This window comes from Bradyrhizobium sp. CCGUVB14, from assembly GCF_024199935.1.
Classification (GTDB): Bacteria; Pseudomonadota; Alphaproteobacteria; order Rhizobiales; family Xanthobacteraceae; genus Bradyrhizobium.
The window spans coordinates 6746925-6763147 of record NZ_JANADS010000001.1 but is presented as its reverse complement, the minus strand read 5'-3'; the positions used below and the strand labels follow the sequence as shown (position 1 = coordinate 6763147).

The following is a 16223-nucleotide window of genomic DNA, read 5'->3' as shown; positions in this document are numbered from 1 at the left end:
AATGACGATGGACAAACGCATTATCCCCCTGATCATGTGCGGCGGCGCCGGCACGCGGCTGTGGCCGGCTTCGCGCGAGGTGCGCCCAAAGCAGTTCCTGCCGCTGTTCGGCGCGCGCTCGACCTTCCAGGACACGCTGCTGCGCGTCTCGGAGGCTTCGCTGTTCGATCGCCCCATCGTCATCACCAATGCGTCCTATCGCTTCATGGTGCTGGAGCAGCTGGTCGAGATCGGCATCGAGGCCGATGTGATCCTCGAGCCGATGCGGCGCGACTCCGGTCCCGCGATCGCCGCCGGCGCGGCGTTCGCGCAGAACCGCACCGGCGAAGCGATCGTGCTCGCGCTCGCCGCCGACCACGTGGTGCAGGACAATGCCGCCTTCGTCGCGGCGTGCCGCGAGGGCCTCACGGCCGCGAGCACCGGGCGCATCGTCACCTTCGGCGTCAAGCCGGAGCGGCCGGCAACCGAATACGGCTATATCAGCCCGGGCGAGGTGATCTCCGGCGAAGTCCACGCGGTCGCGCGCTTCGTCGAGAAGCCGGATGCCGTGAAGGCCGCCGACTACGTCAATTCGGGCTATCTCTGGAACAGCGGCAACTTCATGTTCCCCGCCTCCCTGCTGCTCGACGAATATCGCAAGGTCGATGCGGCGAGCGTGGAGGCGGTGTCCAATGCGGTCGCCAATGCCGGCCGTGATCTCGGCTTCGTCACGCTGGAGCCGCAGGCCTTCGGCGCGGCGAAGGCGATCTCGATCGACTATGCGGTGATGGAGAAGACCTCGCGCGCAGCCGTTGTGCCGGTGTCCTGCGGCTGGTCCGACGTCGGCTCCTGGCGCGCGGTGTGGGAACTGTCCGACAAGGATAGCCAAGGCAATGCGGCGCACGGCACCGCGGTGTTCGAGGATTCGCGCAACTGCAACGTCACGACCGATCACGCACTCGTCGCGCTCGAAGGCGTCGACGATCTCGTCGTCGTGGCAACGGCGGATGCGGTTCTCGTCTCGCGCCAGAAGGACGCCAACGGCCTCAAGCGTCTCGTGACCAAGCTCAAGGCGGTCGCGCCGAAGGTCACCGAGGAGCATCTCAAGGTGCATCGCCCCTGGGGCAGCTACCAGTCGGTCGACAATGGCGAGCGCCATCAGGTCAAGCGCATCGTGGTCAAGCCGGGCGGGCGACTGTCGCTGCAGAAGCATCATCACCGCGCCGAGCACTGGATCGTGGTCCGGGGTGCGGCCCGCGTCACCGTGAACGAGACCGTGAAGACGGTGCACGAGAACGAGTCGATCTACATCCCGATGGGCGCCGTCCACCGGATGGAGAATCCCGGCAAGATCATGCTGGAACTGATCGAGGTCCAGACCGGCTCCTATCTCGGGGAGGACGACATCATCCGGATTGAAGACGACTATCAAAGGTCGTAACCAGCCAACTCCGAATCACGGAATCCGGGCCTGAAAAGCCCGCTTTGTGCGGCTTAAGGCCCGGAGAACGTGTAACTTTTTGAATCAAATCGTGTCCGGGCAGTTTGGCCGGCATTCGCCACAAATGTGGCACCCGTGCTAGAAGCGGCCCGGGGATTTGCGTTGAATCGGGGTTCGATCAGATGAGTTCCAAAGGGTCACAACCGGCAAAGGCCGGCTTGCGCGTCGGCGTCATTGGCGCGGGCGTGATGGGCAGCAACCATGCGCGCGTGCTGAGCGGTCTGCCCGGCGTCAGCCTGGTCGGCGTGGTCGATCCTTCGCCGGCGCATCGGACGCGCGCGACCGAACTCGCCAATTGCGCGAGCTTCGAGACGCTGGACCAGCTCCTGGCCGAAGGCGTCGATGCCGTCACCATCGCGGCGCCGACCCATCTGCATCACGAGGTCGCGCTCGCCTGCATCGCCAAGAACATCCACGTGCTGGTCGAGAAGCCGATCGCGTCCACGGTCGCCGAGGGCCGCGAGATCGTCGCCGCCGCGCAAAAGGCCGGCGTCACGCTGATGGTCGGCCATGTCGAGCGCTTCAATCCCGCGGTCGCCGCCGTCAAGCAGGCGATCGCCGGCGAGGACATCCTCTCGATCGCGATCACGCGCGTCGGTCCGTTCCCGCCGCGCATGTCCAATGTCGGCGTGGTCATCGATCTGGCCGTGCACGACATCGATCTGATCCGCTGGTTCACCGAATCCGACATCGTCGAGGTGCAGCCGCAGCTGTCGAGCGCGGTCGCCGAGCGCGAGGACATCGCGCTGTTGCAGTTCCGCACCGCCAACGGCGTGCTCGCGCACATCAACACCAACTGGCTGACGCCGTTCAAGGCGCGCAGCGTCACGGTGGCGACCCGCGACAAATACGTGATGGGCGATCTCCTGACGCGCCAGGTCACCGAATGCTTCGGCTTCAAGCCGGACGGCAGCTACTCGATGCGGCACCTGCCGGTCGGTCACGACGAGCCGCTCCGCGCCGAGCTGATCGCCTTCCTCAAGGCGGTGCGCAACGGCGAGACGCCGGCAGTCACCGGTGACGAGGGCGTCGCCAGCCTCGAGATCGCGACGCAGTGCCTCGAGACGCCGTCGCGGCCCGCAGCCACGTCGCCTGCCCGCAAGGGTCCGCGCCGCATCGCCGGCTAAAACCCTTTCCATGTCGACCGCTCAAAACCCGCAAGGCGCCAAGAACCAGGCGAAGAACCAGGCCATGAACCAGCATCTGCGTCCCGAACCCATTCCCTTCATCGACGTCGCCTCGCAGCGCGCCCGGCTCGGTGCCTCGCTCGATGCTGCCGTGAAGCGCGTGATGGACCATTGCCAGTTCGTCAACGGACCCGAGGTCTTCGAACTCGAGAAGCAGCTCGCCGCCTATTGCGGCGCCAAGCACGTGGTGTCCTGTTCGAACGGCACCGATGCGCTTCTGATGGTGCTGATGGCGAAGAATGTCGGGCCCGGCGATGCCGTGCTGTGCCCTTCCTTCACCTTCATTGCAACCGCGTCGCCGGCGGCACGGACCGGAGCCACGCCGGTCTATGTCGATGTCGATGAGACGACCTTCAACATGAGCCCGGAGTCGCTCAAGCGCGGCATTGCGGCTGCGCGCAAGGCTGGCCTGAAGCCTGTCGCGGTGATCCCGGTCGATCTGTTCGGCCAGCCCGCCGACCACGATGCCATCGCCGAGATCGCACAGACCGAGGGACTGTTCGTGATCGATGACGCCGCGCAAGGTTTTGGCGCGAGCTACAAGGGCCGCAAGCTCGGCACCTTCGGGCTCGCCACCACCACCAGCTTCTTCCCGGCCAAGCCGCTCGGCTGCTTCGGCGACGGCGGCGCGATTCTTACCGATGACGACGAGCTGGCGGCGACGCTGCGCAGCATCCGCGTGCACGGGCAGGGCGTCGACAAATACGACAACGTCCGCCTCGGCCTGACCGGCCGGCTCGACACCATGCAGGCCGCGATCCTGATCGAGAAGCTGAAGATTTTCGACGACGAGATCGCCGCCCGCAACAAGGTCGCCGAGCGCTATGCGCGGGGCCTGTCCAACGTCGTGACCGTGCCGCGTCTGGCGCCGGGCAATACCTCGGTCTGGGCGCAGTACACGATCCGTCTCCCCGAGGGGACCGACCGCGATGGCTTCGCCGCCGCGCTGAAGGCCCAGGGCGTGCCGACCGCGATCTATTACGGCAAATCGATGCACCAGCAGACCGCCTACAAGCAGTATCCGGTCGCCGACGGCGGCCTGCCTGCTTGCGAGAGCTTGTCGCAGGACGTCATCAGCCTGCCGATGCACGCCTATCTGACCGAAGCCGACCAGGAGCGGGTAATCGCGGCCGTGCGCGGCGCGCTGGCGAGCTGATTCGCCCTGATTTTGCAGCGAGCCGTCTCTTCCTCTAGAAGGGACGCATGCTCGGACGCATCTTCACGGTCGGTGGTTACACGCTGCTCTCGCGGCTGACGGGATTTGCCCGCGACATCATGCTCGCGGCGATCCTCGGCGCCGGCCCTGTGGCCGACGCCTTTTTCGTGGCGCTGCGGCTGCCCAACCATTTCCGCGCGATCTTCGCCGAGGGCGCCTTCAACGCCGCCTGGGTGCCGGCCTATGCCCATGTCCATGGCGAGCGCGGGGAGGGGGCGGCGCGGCTGTTCGCCGACCGCATCTTCACGCTGCTGCTGGCCTCGCAGGTGGTGCTCCTGATCGTCGCCTGGCTGTTCATGCCGCAGGCCATGAGCATCCTGGCGCCTGGCTTCTCCGAGGATGCCGAGCAGCGCAAGCTCGCGATCGAGCTGACCCGGATCACCTTTCCCTATCTGCTGCTGATCACGCTGGTGACGCTCTATGGCGGCATGCTCAACGTGATGCAGCGCTTTGCCAGTGCGGCTGCCGCGTCGATCTTCCTCAACGTCGCGATGATGATGACGCTGGCGCTCGCTGCCTGGTTTCCGACTGCGGGGCACGCAGCCGCCTGGGGCGTGCTAATTTCGGGCTTCCTGCAATATTTCCTGCTCGCCGGCGATCTCGCCCGCCATGGCGGACTGCCGCGCTTTGCGCCGCTCAAGCTCGATGAAGACGTCCGCAGCTTCTTCAGGGCATTGGGTCCTGCGACGCTGGGCTCGATGGGCACGCAGGTCGCGCTGTTCGCCGACACCATCATCGCGACCTTCCTGCCAGCGGGCGCGCTGTCGGCGCTGTACTACGCCGACCGCCTCAATCAATTGCCGATCGGCGTGATCGGTATTGCGATCGGCACGGTGCTGCTGCCGGAGATGTCGCGGCGGATCACGGCCAACGATCATGACGGCGCGATGAAGGCGCAGCGCCGCGCCTTCGACTTCACGCTGCTGTTCTCGGTGCCGTTCGTCGCGGCCTTCCTCACCGTGCCCGACGAGATCATGCGCGCGCTGTTCGCCCGCGGTGCGTTCTCCAAGGCCGATGCGGTTGCCGCGGGCAGCACGCTCGCGGCCTATGCGATCGGCCTGATCCCTTTCGTGCTGATCCGCAGCGCGGTCGCGACCTTCTATGCGCGCAAGGACACCGCGACGCCGGTCCGCGCCTCGCTGTCGGGCATCGCGGTCAACGTCGCGCTGAAACTCGCTTTGATGGGATCGTTCGCCCAGATCGGCCTGGCGCTGGCGACCGCCGTCGGCGTCTGGACCAATCTGCTGCTGGTGCTGTTCTTCGCCGTGCGGCGCGGCTTTCTCGTGCTGGACCGCGCCTGGCTGCTGTCGCTCGGCAAATTCCTGCTGACCGGATTGATCCTCGCCGGCGCCTTCTGGCTGATCGCGCGCTTTGGCGGTTCTGCGTTGGGCGCGATGCGCTTCCATGACGAAGTGACGTTGGTCCTGCTGGCCCTCGGCGGCACGATCGTCTACGCGCTCGCGATCCTGGTCTTGTTCGGCCGCGGCTGGCTGGTCTCGCTGGTGCGCGGCTAGAGTGCATATCAGCCGGCGCCGTGGACAGCTGCCCGGCTTCGCCACATCTCCGCCAGGAGACGTGCCGCGAACGCACCTGCCCGAATCGAAGGGGCTTCGATGAACCGATACGCCAGCGCCGCGATGGCGATCGCCGCGACGAGCGACGTCACCATGACGAACAAATTGCCCCAGACCTGCGTCGGCGCGATCGAGCCAAGATCGACCGCGACGAGGGCGCAGAGATAAAAGATCGGCCAGTGCACGAGGTAGAGGCTGAACGAGATTCGGCCAAGAAACCGCAGCGGCGCGGTCGTCGCCCATTGCAGCATGTCGCGTGACGACACCACGGCACCCATCATCAGCGCGGCTGCAGTGGCCGAAACCAGCACAATGCCCGCCGTGTAGAACTCATCGTAGGAGCCGGCTAACTCCAGTCCGACCAGGCCCGCGATGAACGCAACCGTGGCAAGCTGCCTGCGACCTGCGAGCAGCGTGGCAAACTCCTTGACGAGAAAACAGCCGAAATAGAACCACAGCAGCGTTCGGTAAGGGCCACTCGCGAGCAGGATCGTGACCGCGGCGAACAGTGCCCAGCGCCATCGTGGTTCAATCCTGCCGTGCGCAGCGACCGCGAACGGCAGCATCATGGATCCCAACAATTCGGGAAAGAGCGTCCAGGTCGGACCGTTCACCCGATTGGAGCCGAGCAGCAGATTGTCCCACAGATCGTTCCAGGTCGGTTGCGGCCAGAACAGGTGCTCGAAGCCGGGTGTGAGCCCGGCCGGGGCCGGATCAAGACGCCAAAGGCGCTCGCAGGCGAAAGCGAACAGGACCGCTGCCGCGAACGGTGGAATCAGCCGGAACAGCCGCCGCGCCATGTAAGGCGCAATTGCACGGTCGCGCTCCAGCGAGGCCCCGAGCACATAGCCGCTCAGCACGAAGAAGAACATCACGGCCGCGGCCGGATTGGCGGCCAGCAGCAGCGTGTCAAAGAAAACCGATTGCGGATTGTTCGTGAAGACGTGCGTCGCATGGAATACGCATACCGTCAGGCAGGCGAGGCCACGCAAGGATTCCAGCCGAGGGTCAAATGGCGAGGCGTTCACCCTTGTGAGCGGCGGCATAATCATCGGCCAGGCGCTGCCCCGGGCGCATGCACCGGCGATTCACGATCTGTGTGAGCGATATGATGCTCTCGCGGGTTCCGTTCCGTGACCTCTGGTCGTTGGAGACGGCTGACGCCCGGCGCTGCGGCCGCAGCGTCAAAAACATCCCTCAGCATGCGAGTTCCCCCATTCCCAACGGGGATATCACTAAACCAGAGGGTGTATCGCGCGAGTTAAATTAAAGATACAACTTGAGCGAATCTTCCGCCACCGCCCGCCCATGCGCCCGCACATTTCGGAGCGGGCTACGTCAGCTGAGACGGCCTCGACCACGACGCGAACGCGCGATCCGATCGCCTGGGAAAGGCTCGTCGAGCGACTTGGTTCAGTTATGGCCTTGCTGTCCGATGTGTCGCAGCGTCGTCGCGCCGGAGTGAGGCTCGCCTGCAGGGTGTGGCCAAACTCCGCACATCTCTTGATTTTGCGCGATCGCCGTGCTATCGGCGTGCCCATGATTAAATGGTCGCGCAACGTTAACTTCTCGCACATGACCCGCTTCGGCTGGGCCGTGGAAGGAGTCGCGCGCTAGGAATTCGTCGACGACATCTTTTCCACCAGGCCCCGCCGGCATCGGACGGGGCCTTTTGTTTGGCCACGCTCCCTGCCGGCACAACAGCAGGAGCATGCGATGCCACCACAACTAACGGACGTTTCTCCCGGGATAGAGGGCGACGCCGCAAGGCGCGGCCTCAGGCTCTCGATCGTGTCGGCGAAGAGCGCGGTCGACCAGGCTTTGGCCGCACGCCTCAAGGCGTCGGCTGCGGCGCTGGACAGCGCCTTGCCGGACAAGGACGCCGCCGGCACCGCAGCGGCCTCCACGCGGAGTATCCTCGGCCTGATCAGGCAATATTGGCTTGCGTATCAGCAGCGGCGCCAGAGCCCACGGCTGTCGTTGCAGGACCTGAGTGACAGGGAGCTGATGGATATCGGCCTGACGCGCGGCGAGATCGACCACCTCACGCCTCAGCGATCGATCGATGCGCTGAGAGACAGCACGCGGTATCTGTTGAGCCGTGGCGGGATGTAAATGATCGACTGCGAGATGTGGACCGGCGCCCTGAGAGCAAGCGGCAGCGAGTGCGGTTGCTTGTTCTCAGGCGTGTCTTTCGGCCATGTCCGTTACTCCAGAAACGTCTCGGACTTCTCGTCGGGATTGTTCGTGGTGCCGTCGCTCAATTCGCGTTCGGCTTCGTGCCAGAATTCGTCCTCGCGCCCCTCGGGCCGTCCGGCGAGGTCCCACAATTGATGTGCGCGGATTCGAATCTGTTCTTCGGTCGGGTTGGGCATGGGTCCACTCGTTCATCGAGGACGTCAACGCGGCCGCACGGGCGTTGCGCCGTATGGTCGCGCCGGCGACTGTCCCGCTGTGGATGCCGTGTTCACAAATACAAGCTTTTCCAGCGAGGAATTGTTCCTGCCTCACCAGCCGCGGCCGTTCGGCGGAAGTCGCCATGCCCGGGATTGAGGACCAGGCCCGCCTAAAGCCGTTTGCCTTGCCACTTTTTCCACGGCAATATGCCGGCAAAACAACCATAGGACGGGACAAGAAAAAATGGCGGCTCCCATCAAGTTCGGCGTTGGCCAAAGCGTGCTGCGCAAGGAGGATGACGCGCTCATCCGCGGCAAGGGCCGCTATACCGACGATTACGCGCCGCAGGCTGCGCTTCGCTGCCTGATGCTGCGCTCGCCGCATGCGCATGCCAAATTCACGATCGACGCCAGCCGCGCCCGCACCCTTCCCGGGGTGGCGCTGATCCTGACCGCCGCCGAAGTCGGCGATCTCGGCAATCTGCCCTGCCTGTTCAATTTCGAGACCGATCCCTTCACCGGCCCGCCTTACCCGATCCTTGCCAAGGACGAGGTGCGCCATGTCGGTGATTCCGTCGCCTTCGTCGTCGCCGAGACCATCGACCAGGCCCGCGACGCGATCGAAGCCATCGACGTCAAATGGTCGCCGCTGCCGTCGGTGACCGGCCTCGTCAACGCCGTCAAGAAAGGCGCGCCGCAGGTCTGGCCGGACAAGCCCGGCAATGTGCTGTTCGATGTGTCGATCGGCGACAAGGCCGCCACCGAAGCCGCGTTTGCCAAGGGGCATACGGTCGCCGAGATCTCTATCGTCAATCCGCGCGTGGTCGCGAGCTTCATGGAGACGCGCGCGGCGGTTTGCGAATACGACGCCAAGAACGATCATCTCACGCTGACGATCGGCAGCCAGGGCAGCCACCGCCTCCGCGACATCCTCTGCCAGAACGTGCTGAATATCCCGACCGAGAAAATGCGCGTGATCTGCCCCGATGTCGGCGGCGGCTTCGGCACGAAGCTGTTTCCCTATCGTGAATACGCCCTGGTGGCGGTCGCGGCGCGCAAGCTGAAGAAGGCGGTGAAATGGGCGGCCGATCGCTCCGAGCACTTCATGGGCGATGCGCAGGGTCGCGACAACGTCACCACCGCGAAGATGGCGATGGCCGAGGACGGCAAATTCCTCGCGATGGATTGCGACCTGATGGGCGACATGGGCGCCTATCTCTCGACCTTCGGGCCCTACATTCCGCATGGCGGCGCCGGCATGCTGCCGGGCCTTTACGACATCCAGGCCTTCCACTGCCGGGTGCGCACCATCTTCACCAACAGCGTGCCGGTCGATGCCTATCGCGGTGCGGGACGGCCCGAGGCGGCCTATGTCATCGAGCGCCTGGTCGATGCCTGCGCGCGAAAACTGGACATGACGCCGGATGCGATCCGCCGCAAGAATTTCATCCAGCCCAAGGCGCTCCCCTACAAGACCGCGACCGGCAAGGTCTACGATTCCGGCGACTTCGCCGCGCATCTGAAGCGCGCGATGGAGATCGGTGACTGGAAGGAGTTTGGAAAGCGCGCCAAGGCGGCCAAGAAGAGCGGCTTGATCCGCGGCATCGGGCTTGCGAGCTATGTCGAGGTCTGCGGCACCATGGGCGAGGAGACCGCCAATGTGCGGATGGACCCCAATGGCGACATCACCGTGCTGATCGGCACGCAGTCGAGCGGGCAGGGCCACCAGACCGCCTATGCGCAGATCGTCGCCGAACAGTTCGGCGTCGCGCCGGAGCGGGTGCACGTCCATCAGGGGGACACCGCGATGATCGCCACGGGCCTCGGCACCGGCGGCTCGGCCTCGATCCCCTCGGGCGGGGTCAGCGTCGAGCGCGCGACACGCGAGCTCGGGCAGAAGCTGAAAGAGATCGCGGCGCAGGCGCTGGAAGCGAGCGCCGGCGACCTCGAGATCACCGACGGTATCGTACGCATCGCCGGCACCGACCGTTCGATCTCGTTCGCCGATCTCGCCAAGCGGCCGGGTGCCGATCCGTCGAAGCTGAACGCCAGCGCGACGTTTGCCAGCGCCGACGGCACCTATCCCAACGGCACGCATGTCGCGGAAGTCGAGATCGATCCGGCGACCGGCATCATCAAAATCGTCAACTATGTGATCGTCGACGATTTCGGCAAGACGCTCAATCCGCTGCTGTTGGCGGGCCAGGTGCATGGCGGCGCCATGCAGGGCATCGGCCAGGCGCTGATGGAGCAGGTGGTCTACGGCGCGGGCGACGGCCAGCTCATCACCGCGACCTTCATGGACTACGCGCTGCCGCGCGCAGCCGACGGCCCGTCCTTCGTGTTCGAGACCAACAACATTCCCTGCACGACCAATCCGATGGGCGTGAAGGGCGCGGGCGAAGCCGGCGCGATCGGCTCCTGTCCGGCCGTCGTCAACGCCATCGTCGACGGGCTCTGGCGCGAATACAAGATCGACCACATTGACATGCCGGCGACACCAGAACGTGTTTGGATCGCGATCAACGAGCATCACCGCCGCCACAGCCTGTAAGGCGTGGCGCCGGCGGCGGGAATAATCGCCCGCCGCCGGGTTCTAACCATGAATGATCCTCCCCCAAACCGACTTGCAAGCCGGAGAAACAATCCGATGAAACGAATTTTGATTGTCGCGGGCGCCCTGTTTCTGGGTGCGGGCGCCGTGATGGCGCAGCAGGAGGTTGCCGTCCAGCAGGACAATCTGATGCGCTCGCAGGCCAAGAGCATGTACGGCGTGATCCTCAAGATGACGAAAGGCGAAATCCCCTACAATCAGAAGGCCGTCGACGAGGCGATCGCCAGTCTCGAGGCCGACGTCGCCAAGATCGCAAAGACCTTCGAGGTCAATCCCAAGCAGGACGTTGTGAACGCGACTTATGGTTCCTCGCCAAAGGTCTGGCAGAACAAGGCCGATTTCGACTCCAAGATTCCGCCGGTGCAGAAGGCGATCGCCGAGGTCAAGGGCAAGGTCACCGATCTGGCGAGCCTGAAGGCCGCCTACACTGCGATGAACGACCGCTGCACCGACTGCCACGAGACGTATCGGGTGAAGCTGAAGTAGCCGTTGCGGTACGTAGCCGGATGGCGCTGTACTCAATCTGGGCTACGAGCGTGCCAGCTATCTTGGCGCGGCGAGCGCCGGATCGAGAACGCAGGTGACGCGGTGGATCTTGATGCCACTGTCGATGCCAGCGCGTTTCACATATTCGGCGATGACATCCTCGTTCTCGACGACAACGAGGCCGAACAACTTGCGGTCATCCGTTGCGTAAGTGCAGAGCCAGTGCATTTTTCCGGCGGTCGCAGTCACCGCGTCGAGCGCAATGCGCGCATGACGGCTCGCCTGCGCCGCGTCGCTGGGGTCGAAGTTTTGCGGCATATCCCGTTCCATCAGGACCTTGATCATCGACCGCTCCGGGCTCGGGCGCGACAAGCGAGCGCGCGTCAGGTCGCAGTCTAGCTTTGAATCTGGACGGGGCGAAGCGCGCCAGCACAACTGGGCGCGGACTCTTGGGGCGCAAACCCTGGTTGGTCGAAGGGTCGAAATTGGAAACGGTGATTTTCCATCATTTCTATTTTTAATCCAATGATCCCGGGCCATTGTCAGGACGCAACGAAGCAGTTCGTCGCCCGCTGATCCCCCGCAAAACGAAATTGCAGCGGCGGCGAACGATGAGTCCCCATCACACCCGTCACGCCTGACAAAGCACAGGAGTAATGATCATGGATACCACGCGTTACGCTTCTCTCCTCGGCCGCCTGCTGATCGGTCTGCCGTTCGTCTTCACCGGCGTTGGCAAGCTTGCGTCCTATGGCGCCACGACCGCCTACATCGCCTCAGCCGGACTTCCGGTGCCGCCGGCCGCTTATGCGATCGCAGTTCTGGTCGAGCTCGGCGGCGGTCTGCTGCTGATCGCCGGCTACCAGGCACGCTCGGTTGCGCTCGCGCTCGCCGTGTTCTCGCTCGCAACGGCCGTCGTCTTCCACGGCAACTTCGCCGACCAGAACCAGATGATTCATTTCCTCAAGAACGTGATGATGGCAGGCGGCCTGCTTCAGATCGTCGCGTTTGGCGCCGGTGCCCTCAGCCTCGATGCGCGCTTGTCGCACGACGGGGACGTCCTGCCGGGAGCAGTGCCAGCGCGCTGAACAAGCAAGAACTCTGAAAAACCCGCCGGTGACGGCGGGTTTTTTGTGCGCGTTGCGGCGAGTCCAGCCGCAAATTTGATCTGAGCGTCACTGTCAGCGGGCCCTACATCAGCTATCCTTGAGCACAAGCGGGGCGGATGTGAATCAGGAACAGCGAGACAGGCCATGGCAAAACCGTTTCCGTCGAAAACCCATATCGGCAACCATATGCTGCATCCGGAAACGCTGATGCTGACCTATGGATATGATCCGCAGCTCTCGGAAGGCGCCATCAAGCCACCGGTGTTCTTGACTTCGACCTTCGTTTTCAAGACGGCCGAGGACGGGCAGGACTTCTTCGATTTCGTGGCCGGCCGCCGCGAGCCGCCGGAAGGCATGGGCGCCGGGCTCGTCTATTCGCGCTTCAACCATCCCAACAGCGAGATCGTCGAGGACAGGCTCGCCATCTACGAGCGTACCGAGAGCTGTGCGCTGTTCTCGTCCGGCATGGCGGCGATCTCGACGACGATTTTGGCGTTCGTCCGGCCGGGCGACGTCATTCTGCATTCGCAACCGCTCTATGGCGGCACGGAAACGCTGCTGACCAACACGCTGTCGCGTTTCTCGATCGGCGCGGTCGGCTTTGCCGACGGCATCGATGAGGCGGCGGTCAATCAGGCCGCCGAGGAGGCGATGCGCAAGGGCCGGGTTTCCATGATCCTGATCGAGACCCCGGCCAACCCGACCAACGGCCTCGTTGATGTCGCGCTGATGCGCCGCGTCGCCGACACCATCGGCAAGGCCCAGGGCCACACGCCGATCATCGCCTGCGACAACACGCTGCTCGGGCCGGTGTTTCAGCGGCCGATCGAGCATGGCGCTGATATCTCGCTGTACTCGCTGACCAAATATGTGGGCGGTCATTCCGACCTGATCGCAGGCGCCGCGCTCGGCACCAAGGCGATGATGAAAAGCGTCAAGGCACTGCGCGGCGCCATCGGCACCCAGCTCGATCCACATTCCTGCTGGATGATCAACCGCTCGCTCGAGACCCTGAGCCTGCGCATGGAGAAGGCCGACAGCAACGCGCGCCTCGTGGCCGACTATCTGCGCGACCACGCCAAGGTGGCCAAGGTCCACTATCTCGGTCATCACGGGGAGACCTCGCCGGCGGGGCGCGTGTTCGCGCGGCAATGTCTCGGCGCGGGCTCGACGTTCTCGTTCGACATCGTCGGCGGCCAGGCGGCCGCGGAGAAATTCCTCAACGCCCTGCAGATCTTCAAGCTCGCGGTCAGCCTCGGCGGAACGGAATCGCTGGCGAGCCTGCCGGCGACGATGACCCATTCCGGCGTGCCAGCCGACATCCGCCGCAAGATCGGCGTGCTCGATTGCACCATCCGCCTGTCGATCGGCATCGAAAATCCGTCGGACCTGATCGCGGATCTCGAGCATGCGCTGAGCGCGGCCTGAGCGCTCCTCAGAGCGGATTGGACGCGCGGCATGCCGACATGATGGCCGCGGCGGCCTCGTTGCTCTGCGCGCCCGAGAGCTGCCGCACGAGGCAGATGTAATAGCCCTTGCTGGACGCATTCAGCAGCGAGTCGCCATTGACCACGAGCCAGTTGCAGGCCGAACGGATGGTCTGGACGGCAAGCGGCGATCTCGTATCGCGGATCGCCGACAGCTCGCATTGAGCCTGCCTTTCCAGGTCGGTTTGCGCGACGACCGGTCCGGAGAAGGCAACGATTGCTGCGGCAACGACAAGGCCCGCCAGATGATGCAATGGTGTGGGGGCAGGCTTCCCGCAGGACCCTGGCTGCGATAGTTTGTCAGAGAAGGCGGGATGGTTCGCGTTGGGAGTAGTCATGTTGCGCACCTTTGCTCTGGGAGCGATCATAAAGCGCCAGATCGGTGACACAATGGTCGGTGTCGTCGCGCAGTCAGATTCCGGGCTCTCGTGAGCGATCCCTCCGCCCGACAGGCGCAGCTTCGCGCGCGGGTTATCGCGCTGGCGCGGGCCCAGGACCCCTACGCGCACGTCTTTGCGGGCAAGGAATTTCGGCGCGATTACGTCGCCGCGCGGACGGTTGCCTGGAGCGCGCTGTTTGGCGACATACGCGAGACGACCGCAAGCGTGCTCGAGATCGGCTCCAAGGAGGGACGGTCTGCGCTGTTCTGGCTCGAATTCTTCGCGCGAGCGCAGCTCACCTGCGTGGATCTCTTCGATGGCGAAGATGCCGCTCGCTTCGACCGCAACCTCGCCACCTATGGTCCGCGGCTGCGCAAGATCGTGGGCACCTCGATCAAGGCGCTCGGCATGTTGCGCGAGGAGAACGCGATGTTCGATTTCATCTATGTCGACGGCAGCCATCAGCGCGACGACGTCATGATCGATTGCCTCGGCGCCTGGCGCCTGTTGCGCGCGGGCGGCGTGATGCTGATGGACGATTACACCTGGAAGCCGGACAGTCCCGACTGGATGCGTGTCGCGCCCGCCGTGGACACATTCCTCGCCTGGCACGACGATGCCGAGGTGATCCTCAGGAGCCACCAGGTCGCCGTGCGCAAGCGCCCGGCCTGACGCGCTCCGCCGGAATCGAAAAGGCCGGACGCGCTCCTCGCGTCCGGCCTTCGTCGATGACGTCGTTATGAAATCTACTTGGTCACCTGGCCGCGGATTTCGCCGCCCGGGTTGGCCGCGGTGTGAATGTTGACGTAGAGCTTGCCGGCCTGCAGATCGGAGGCCTGCGCGTCCGTCAGCGTCGCCGAGCCTTCGGCGGGGCTCGTTGCAATGCCGGGGATCGGCACCATGACGCCGGCGTTCTTGCCGGCTTCGGCGGGGCCGTGGAAATGCGCGGCGGTGGCGGGGCCGGAGAGCCCGGAGTAGGTCACCTTCCAGGAGAGCTTCTTGGTGGCGGCGTCATAGTCGATATCGGCCGTGCCCGTGCCGGCGCTGGCATTGGCGGGGACTTCGGACTTGCCGTCCAGCGTCGCCTTCAGTTTCTCCGCGCTGGCTGAGCCGGCGAATGCGACGGCGGCTCCGAGCGCCAGCGTGGCAAAAAGCGCTTTGTTCATGGGTCTCTCCCTGTTGACGCCTGATTGCTGTCAACTTGCAAACAGTGCGGTTCCGACTTTATTCCCGGATTCCGCTCAAACCATCTAAATTATTCGTGGCTGGAGCGGCTGCGGGATGATCCGTAAATTCGCCAGAGCCCGATGGGATCCCTCATGCTGCGACGAACAATTTCTGTCATCCTGATCGCCGCCGTCGCAGCCCTTGCCGTCTATTGGTGGCTGACCGCGCCGACCGCCCTGGCGTTGCCGGCCCCGACGCGCGGGCCTGATCTCGCCAATGGGCAGGAGCTGTTCAATGCCGGCGGCTGCTCGTCCTGCCACGCCGTACCCAACCAGCCCGATCGCCTGCGGCTCGGCGGCGGCCTGGCGCTCGGCTCGCCGTTCGGCACGTTCTATGTGCCAAACATTTCGCCCGACCCGACCGACGGCATCGGCCGCTGGAGCGAGGCCGATTTCGTCAACGCGGTGATGCGCGGCATCTCGCCCGAGGGCACGCACTATTTTCCGGCGTTTCCCTACACGTCGTATCACATTGCGAAAGTCGACGACGTTCGCGATCTCTTTGCCTATCTGAAGACGCTGCCGCAGGTCGCGGGGCGGGTGCGCGACCACGATCTGCCGTTTCCCTTCAACATCCGCCGCAACGTCGGCATCTGGAAATTGCTGTTCATGGATGTCAGGCCGTTCAAGCCGGATGCCGCGCGGTCCGCACAATGGAATCGCGGGGCCTATCTCGTGAACGGTTTTGGCCATTGCGCCGAATGCCACAGTCCGCGCAACGCTCTCGGCGGGATCAACCGGGGCGAGCGCTTCGCCGGCGGTCCCAATCCCGACGGCGAGGGCTGGGTGCCGAACATCACGCAGAAGCGGATCGGCGGCTGGAGCGAGAAGGACATCGCCGACTTCCTCGAGACCGGCGACATGCCCGAGGGCGACACCGCATCGGGCGCAATGCGGCCGGTGATCAAGAACCTCGCGCAGTTGACGCCGGAGGATCGCGCCGCGATGGCCGCCTATCTGAAGTCGCTGCCGCCGGTCGACGGACCGACGCCGCCCAAACGCAAGGAGAGTGGCGGCTGAAGCAGTTCCTTTCCAATTGACACACCGTGATTGCGCCCCCATCGTCGG

Annotated in this window: 16 protein-coding genes; 11 read left to right on the top strand and 5 right to left on the bottom strand. The window is 64.6% G+C overall.

The genetic code is table 11. The features are described 5' to 3' along the window. The first annotated feature begins 7 nt into the window (after positions 1-7). From NLM32_RS31795 to murJ, 4 genes are all read left to right on the top strand, one after another. Complete coding sequence (locus NLM32_RS31795) at positions 8-1420, top strand: mannose-1-phosphate guanylyltransferase/mannose-6-phosphate isomerase (protein WP_254132676.1); 1413 nt, start codon at positions 8-10, stop codon at positions 1418-1420. Between the two features lie 182 nt (positions 1421-1602). Further along, a complete protein-coding gene (locus NLM32_RS31790) occupies positions 1603-2607 on the top strand; it encodes a Gfo/Idh/MocA family protein (protein WP_254132675.1) in 1005 nt (334 codons plus the stop codon). A 64-nt stretch (positions 2608-2671) separates the two neighbouring features. Further along, positions 2672-3823, top strand: a complete 1152-nt coding sequence (locus tag NLM32_RS31785) for a DegT/DnrJ/EryC1/StrS aminotransferase family protein (protein ID WP_254135464.1) — start codon at positions 2672-2674, stop codon at positions 3821-3823. 47 nt (positions 3824-3870) lie between these two features. Beyond that, complete coding sequence (murJ, locus tag NLM32_RS31780) at positions 3871-5397, top strand: murein biosynthesis integral membrane protein MurJ (RefSeq protein ID WP_254132674.1); 1527 nt, start codon at positions 3871-3873, stop codon at positions 5395-5397. 8 nt (positions 5398-5405) lie between these two features. Here murJ and NLM32_RS31775 read toward each other — a convergent pair whose 3' ends face one another. Further along, positions 5406-6503 carry an acyltransferase gene (locus NLM32_RS31775; RefSeq protein ID WP_254132673.1) on the bottom strand — a complete coding sequence of 366 codons (1098 nt, stop codon included), beginning with the start codon at positions 6501-6503 and terminating at the stop codon, positions 5406-5408. Between the two features lie 670 nt (positions 6504-7173). Between NLM32_RS31775 and NLM32_RS31770 the strand changes: the two genes are divergently transcribed. Then, positions 7174-7572, top strand: a complete 399-nt coding sequence (locus tag NLM32_RS31770; protein WP_254132672.1) for a DUF1127 domain-containing protein — start codon at positions 7174-7176, stop codon at positions 7570-7572. Positions 7573-7664: 92 nt separating this feature from the next. Here NLM32_RS31770 and NLM32_RS31765 read toward each other — a convergent pair whose 3' ends face one another. Continuing rightward, on the bottom strand, positions 7665-7832 hold the full coding sequence (locus NLM32_RS31765; protein ID WP_254132671.1) for a DUF2934 domain-containing protein: 168 nt from the start codon (positions 7830-7832) through the stop codon (positions 7665-7667). Between the two features lie 265 nt (positions 7833-8097). Here NLM32_RS31765 and NLM32_RS31760 point away from each other — a divergent pair, with 265 nt between their 5' ends. Together NLM32_RS31760 and NLM32_RS31755 are read left to right on the top strand one after the other, a co-directional pair. Continuing rightward, the gene (locus NLM32_RS31760; protein WP_254132670.1) at positions 8098-10407 is read left to right on the top strand and encodes a xanthine dehydrogenase family protein molybdopterin-binding subunit; all 2310 of its coding nucleotides are present in this window, start codon (positions 8098-8100) and stop codon (positions 10405-10407) included. A gap of 96 nt (positions 10408-10503) precedes the next feature. After that, positions 10504-10953 (top strand): cytochrome c, encoded by a 450-nt coding sequence (locus NLM32_RS31755; RefSeq protein ID WP_254132669.1) that lies wholly within the window; start codon positions 10504-10506, stop codon positions 10951-10953. Between the two features lie 57 nt (positions 10954-11010). Here NLM32_RS31755 and NLM32_RS31750 read toward each other — a convergent pair whose 3' ends face one another. Continuing rightward, on the bottom strand, positions 11011-11298 hold the full coding sequence (locus tag NLM32_RS31750; protein ID WP_254132668.1) for a hypothetical protein: 288 nt from the start codon (positions 11296-11298) through the stop codon (positions 11011-11013). A gap of 317 nt (positions 11299-11615) precedes the next feature. Between NLM32_RS31750 and NLM32_RS31745 the strand changes: the two genes are divergently transcribed. Then, complete coding sequence (locus NLM32_RS31745; protein WP_375143585.1) at positions 11616-12041, top strand: DoxX family protein; 426 nt, start codon at positions 11616-11618, stop codon at positions 12039-12041. 165 nt (positions 12042-12206) lie between these two features. Continuing rightward, positions 12207-13490: a cystathionine gamma-synthase family protein gene (locus NLM32_RS31740; protein ID WP_254132666.1), complete on the top strand. Its 1284-nt coding sequence runs from the start codon at positions 12207-12209 to the stop codon at positions 13488-13490. A 7-nt stretch (positions 13491-13497) separates the two neighbouring features. Here NLM32_RS31740 and NLM32_RS31735 read toward each other — a convergent pair whose 3' ends face one another. Further along, positions 13498-13938, bottom strand: coding sequence for a VF_A0006 family four-cysteine protein (locus NLM32_RS31735; RefSeq protein ID WP_254132665.1), 441 nt, complete (start codon positions 13936-13938; stop codon positions 13498-13500). A gap of 39 nt (positions 13939-13977) precedes the next feature. Between NLM32_RS31735 and NLM32_RS31730 the strand changes: the two genes are divergently transcribed. After that, on the top strand, positions 13978-14601 hold the full coding sequence (locus tag NLM32_RS31730) for a class I SAM-dependent methyltransferase (protein WP_254132664.1): 624 nt from the start codon (positions 13978-13980) through the stop codon (positions 14599-14601). A gap of 74 nt (positions 14602-14675) precedes the next feature. Here NLM32_RS31730 and NLM32_RS31725 read toward each other — a convergent pair whose 3' ends face one another. Then, positions 14676-15095 carry a CHRD domain-containing protein gene (locus NLM32_RS31725; protein WP_254132663.1) on the bottom strand — a complete coding sequence of 140 codons (420 nt, stop codon included), beginning with the start codon at positions 15093-15095 and terminating at the stop codon, positions 14676-14678. A 153-nt stretch (positions 15096-15248) separates the two neighbouring features. Here NLM32_RS31725 and NLM32_RS31720 point away from each other — a divergent pair, with 153 nt between their 5' ends. Further along, entirely contained in the window at positions 15249-16175 is a 927-nt protein-coding gene (locus NLM32_RS31720) for a cytochrome c (RefSeq protein ID WP_254132662.1), read from the top strand. Positions 16176-16223: the final 48 nt, after the last annotated feature.

What these genes read in the sequence shown, in the direction of transcription:
- NLM32_RS31795 (WP_254132676.1), top strand. Translation starts at nt 8, where the DNA reads ATGGACAAACGCATTATCCCCCTGATCATGTGCGGCGGCGCCGGCACG.
- NLM32_RS31790 (WP_254132675.1), top strand. Translation starts at nt 1,603, where the DNA reads ATGAGTTCCAAAGGGTCACAACCGGCAAAGGCCGGCTTGCGCGTCGGC.
- NLM32_RS31785 (WP_254135464.1), top strand. Translation starts at nt 2,672, where the DNA reads ATGAACCAGCATCTGCGTCCCGAACCCATTCCCTTCATCGACGTCGCC.
- murJ (WP_254132674.1), top strand. Translation starts at nt 3,871, where the DNA reads ATGCTCGGACGCATCTTCACGGTCGGTGGTTACACGCTGCTCTCGCGG.
- NLM32_RS31775 (WP_254132673.1), bottom strand. Translation starts at nt 6,503, where the DNA reads ATGCCGCCGCTCACAAGGGTGAACGCCTCGCCATTTGACCCTCGGCTG.
- NLM32_RS31770 (WP_254132672.1), top strand. Translation starts at nt 7,174, where the DNA reads ATGCCACCACAACTAACGGACGTTTCTCCCGGGATAGAGGGCGACGCC.
- NLM32_RS31765 (WP_254132671.1), bottom strand. Translation starts at nt 7,832, where the DNA reads ATGCCCAACCCGACCGAAGAACAGATTCGAATCCGCGCACATCAATTG.
- NLM32_RS31760 (WP_254132670.1), top strand. Translation starts at nt 8,098, where the DNA reads ATGGCGGCTCCCATCAAGTTCGGCGTTGGCCAAAGCGTGCTGCGCAAG.
- NLM32_RS31755 (WP_254132669.1), top strand. Translation starts at nt 10,504, where the DNA reads ATGAAACGAATTTTGATTGTCGCGGGCGCCCTGTTTCTGGGTGCGGGC.
- NLM32_RS31750 (WP_254132668.1), bottom strand. Translation starts at nt 11,298, where the DNA reads ATGATCAAGGTCCTGATGGAACGGGATATGCCGCAAAACTTCGACCCC.
- NLM32_RS31745 (WP_375143585.1), top strand. Translation starts at nt 11,616, where the DNA reads ATGGATACCACGCGTTACGCTTCTCTCCTCGGCCGCCTGCTGATCGGT.
- NLM32_RS31740 (WP_254132666.1), top strand. Translation starts at nt 12,207, where the DNA reads ATGGCAAAACCGTTTCCGTCGAAAACCCATATCGGCAACCATATGCTG.
- NLM32_RS31725 (WP_254132663.1), bottom strand. Translation starts at nt 15,095, where the DNA reads ATGAACAAAGCGCTTTTTGCCACGCTGGCGCTCGGAGCCGCCGTCGCA.
- NLM32_RS31720 (WP_254132662.1), top strand. Translation starts at nt 15,249, where the DNA reads ATGCTGCGACGAACAATTTCTGTCATCCTGATCGCCGCCGTCGCAGCC.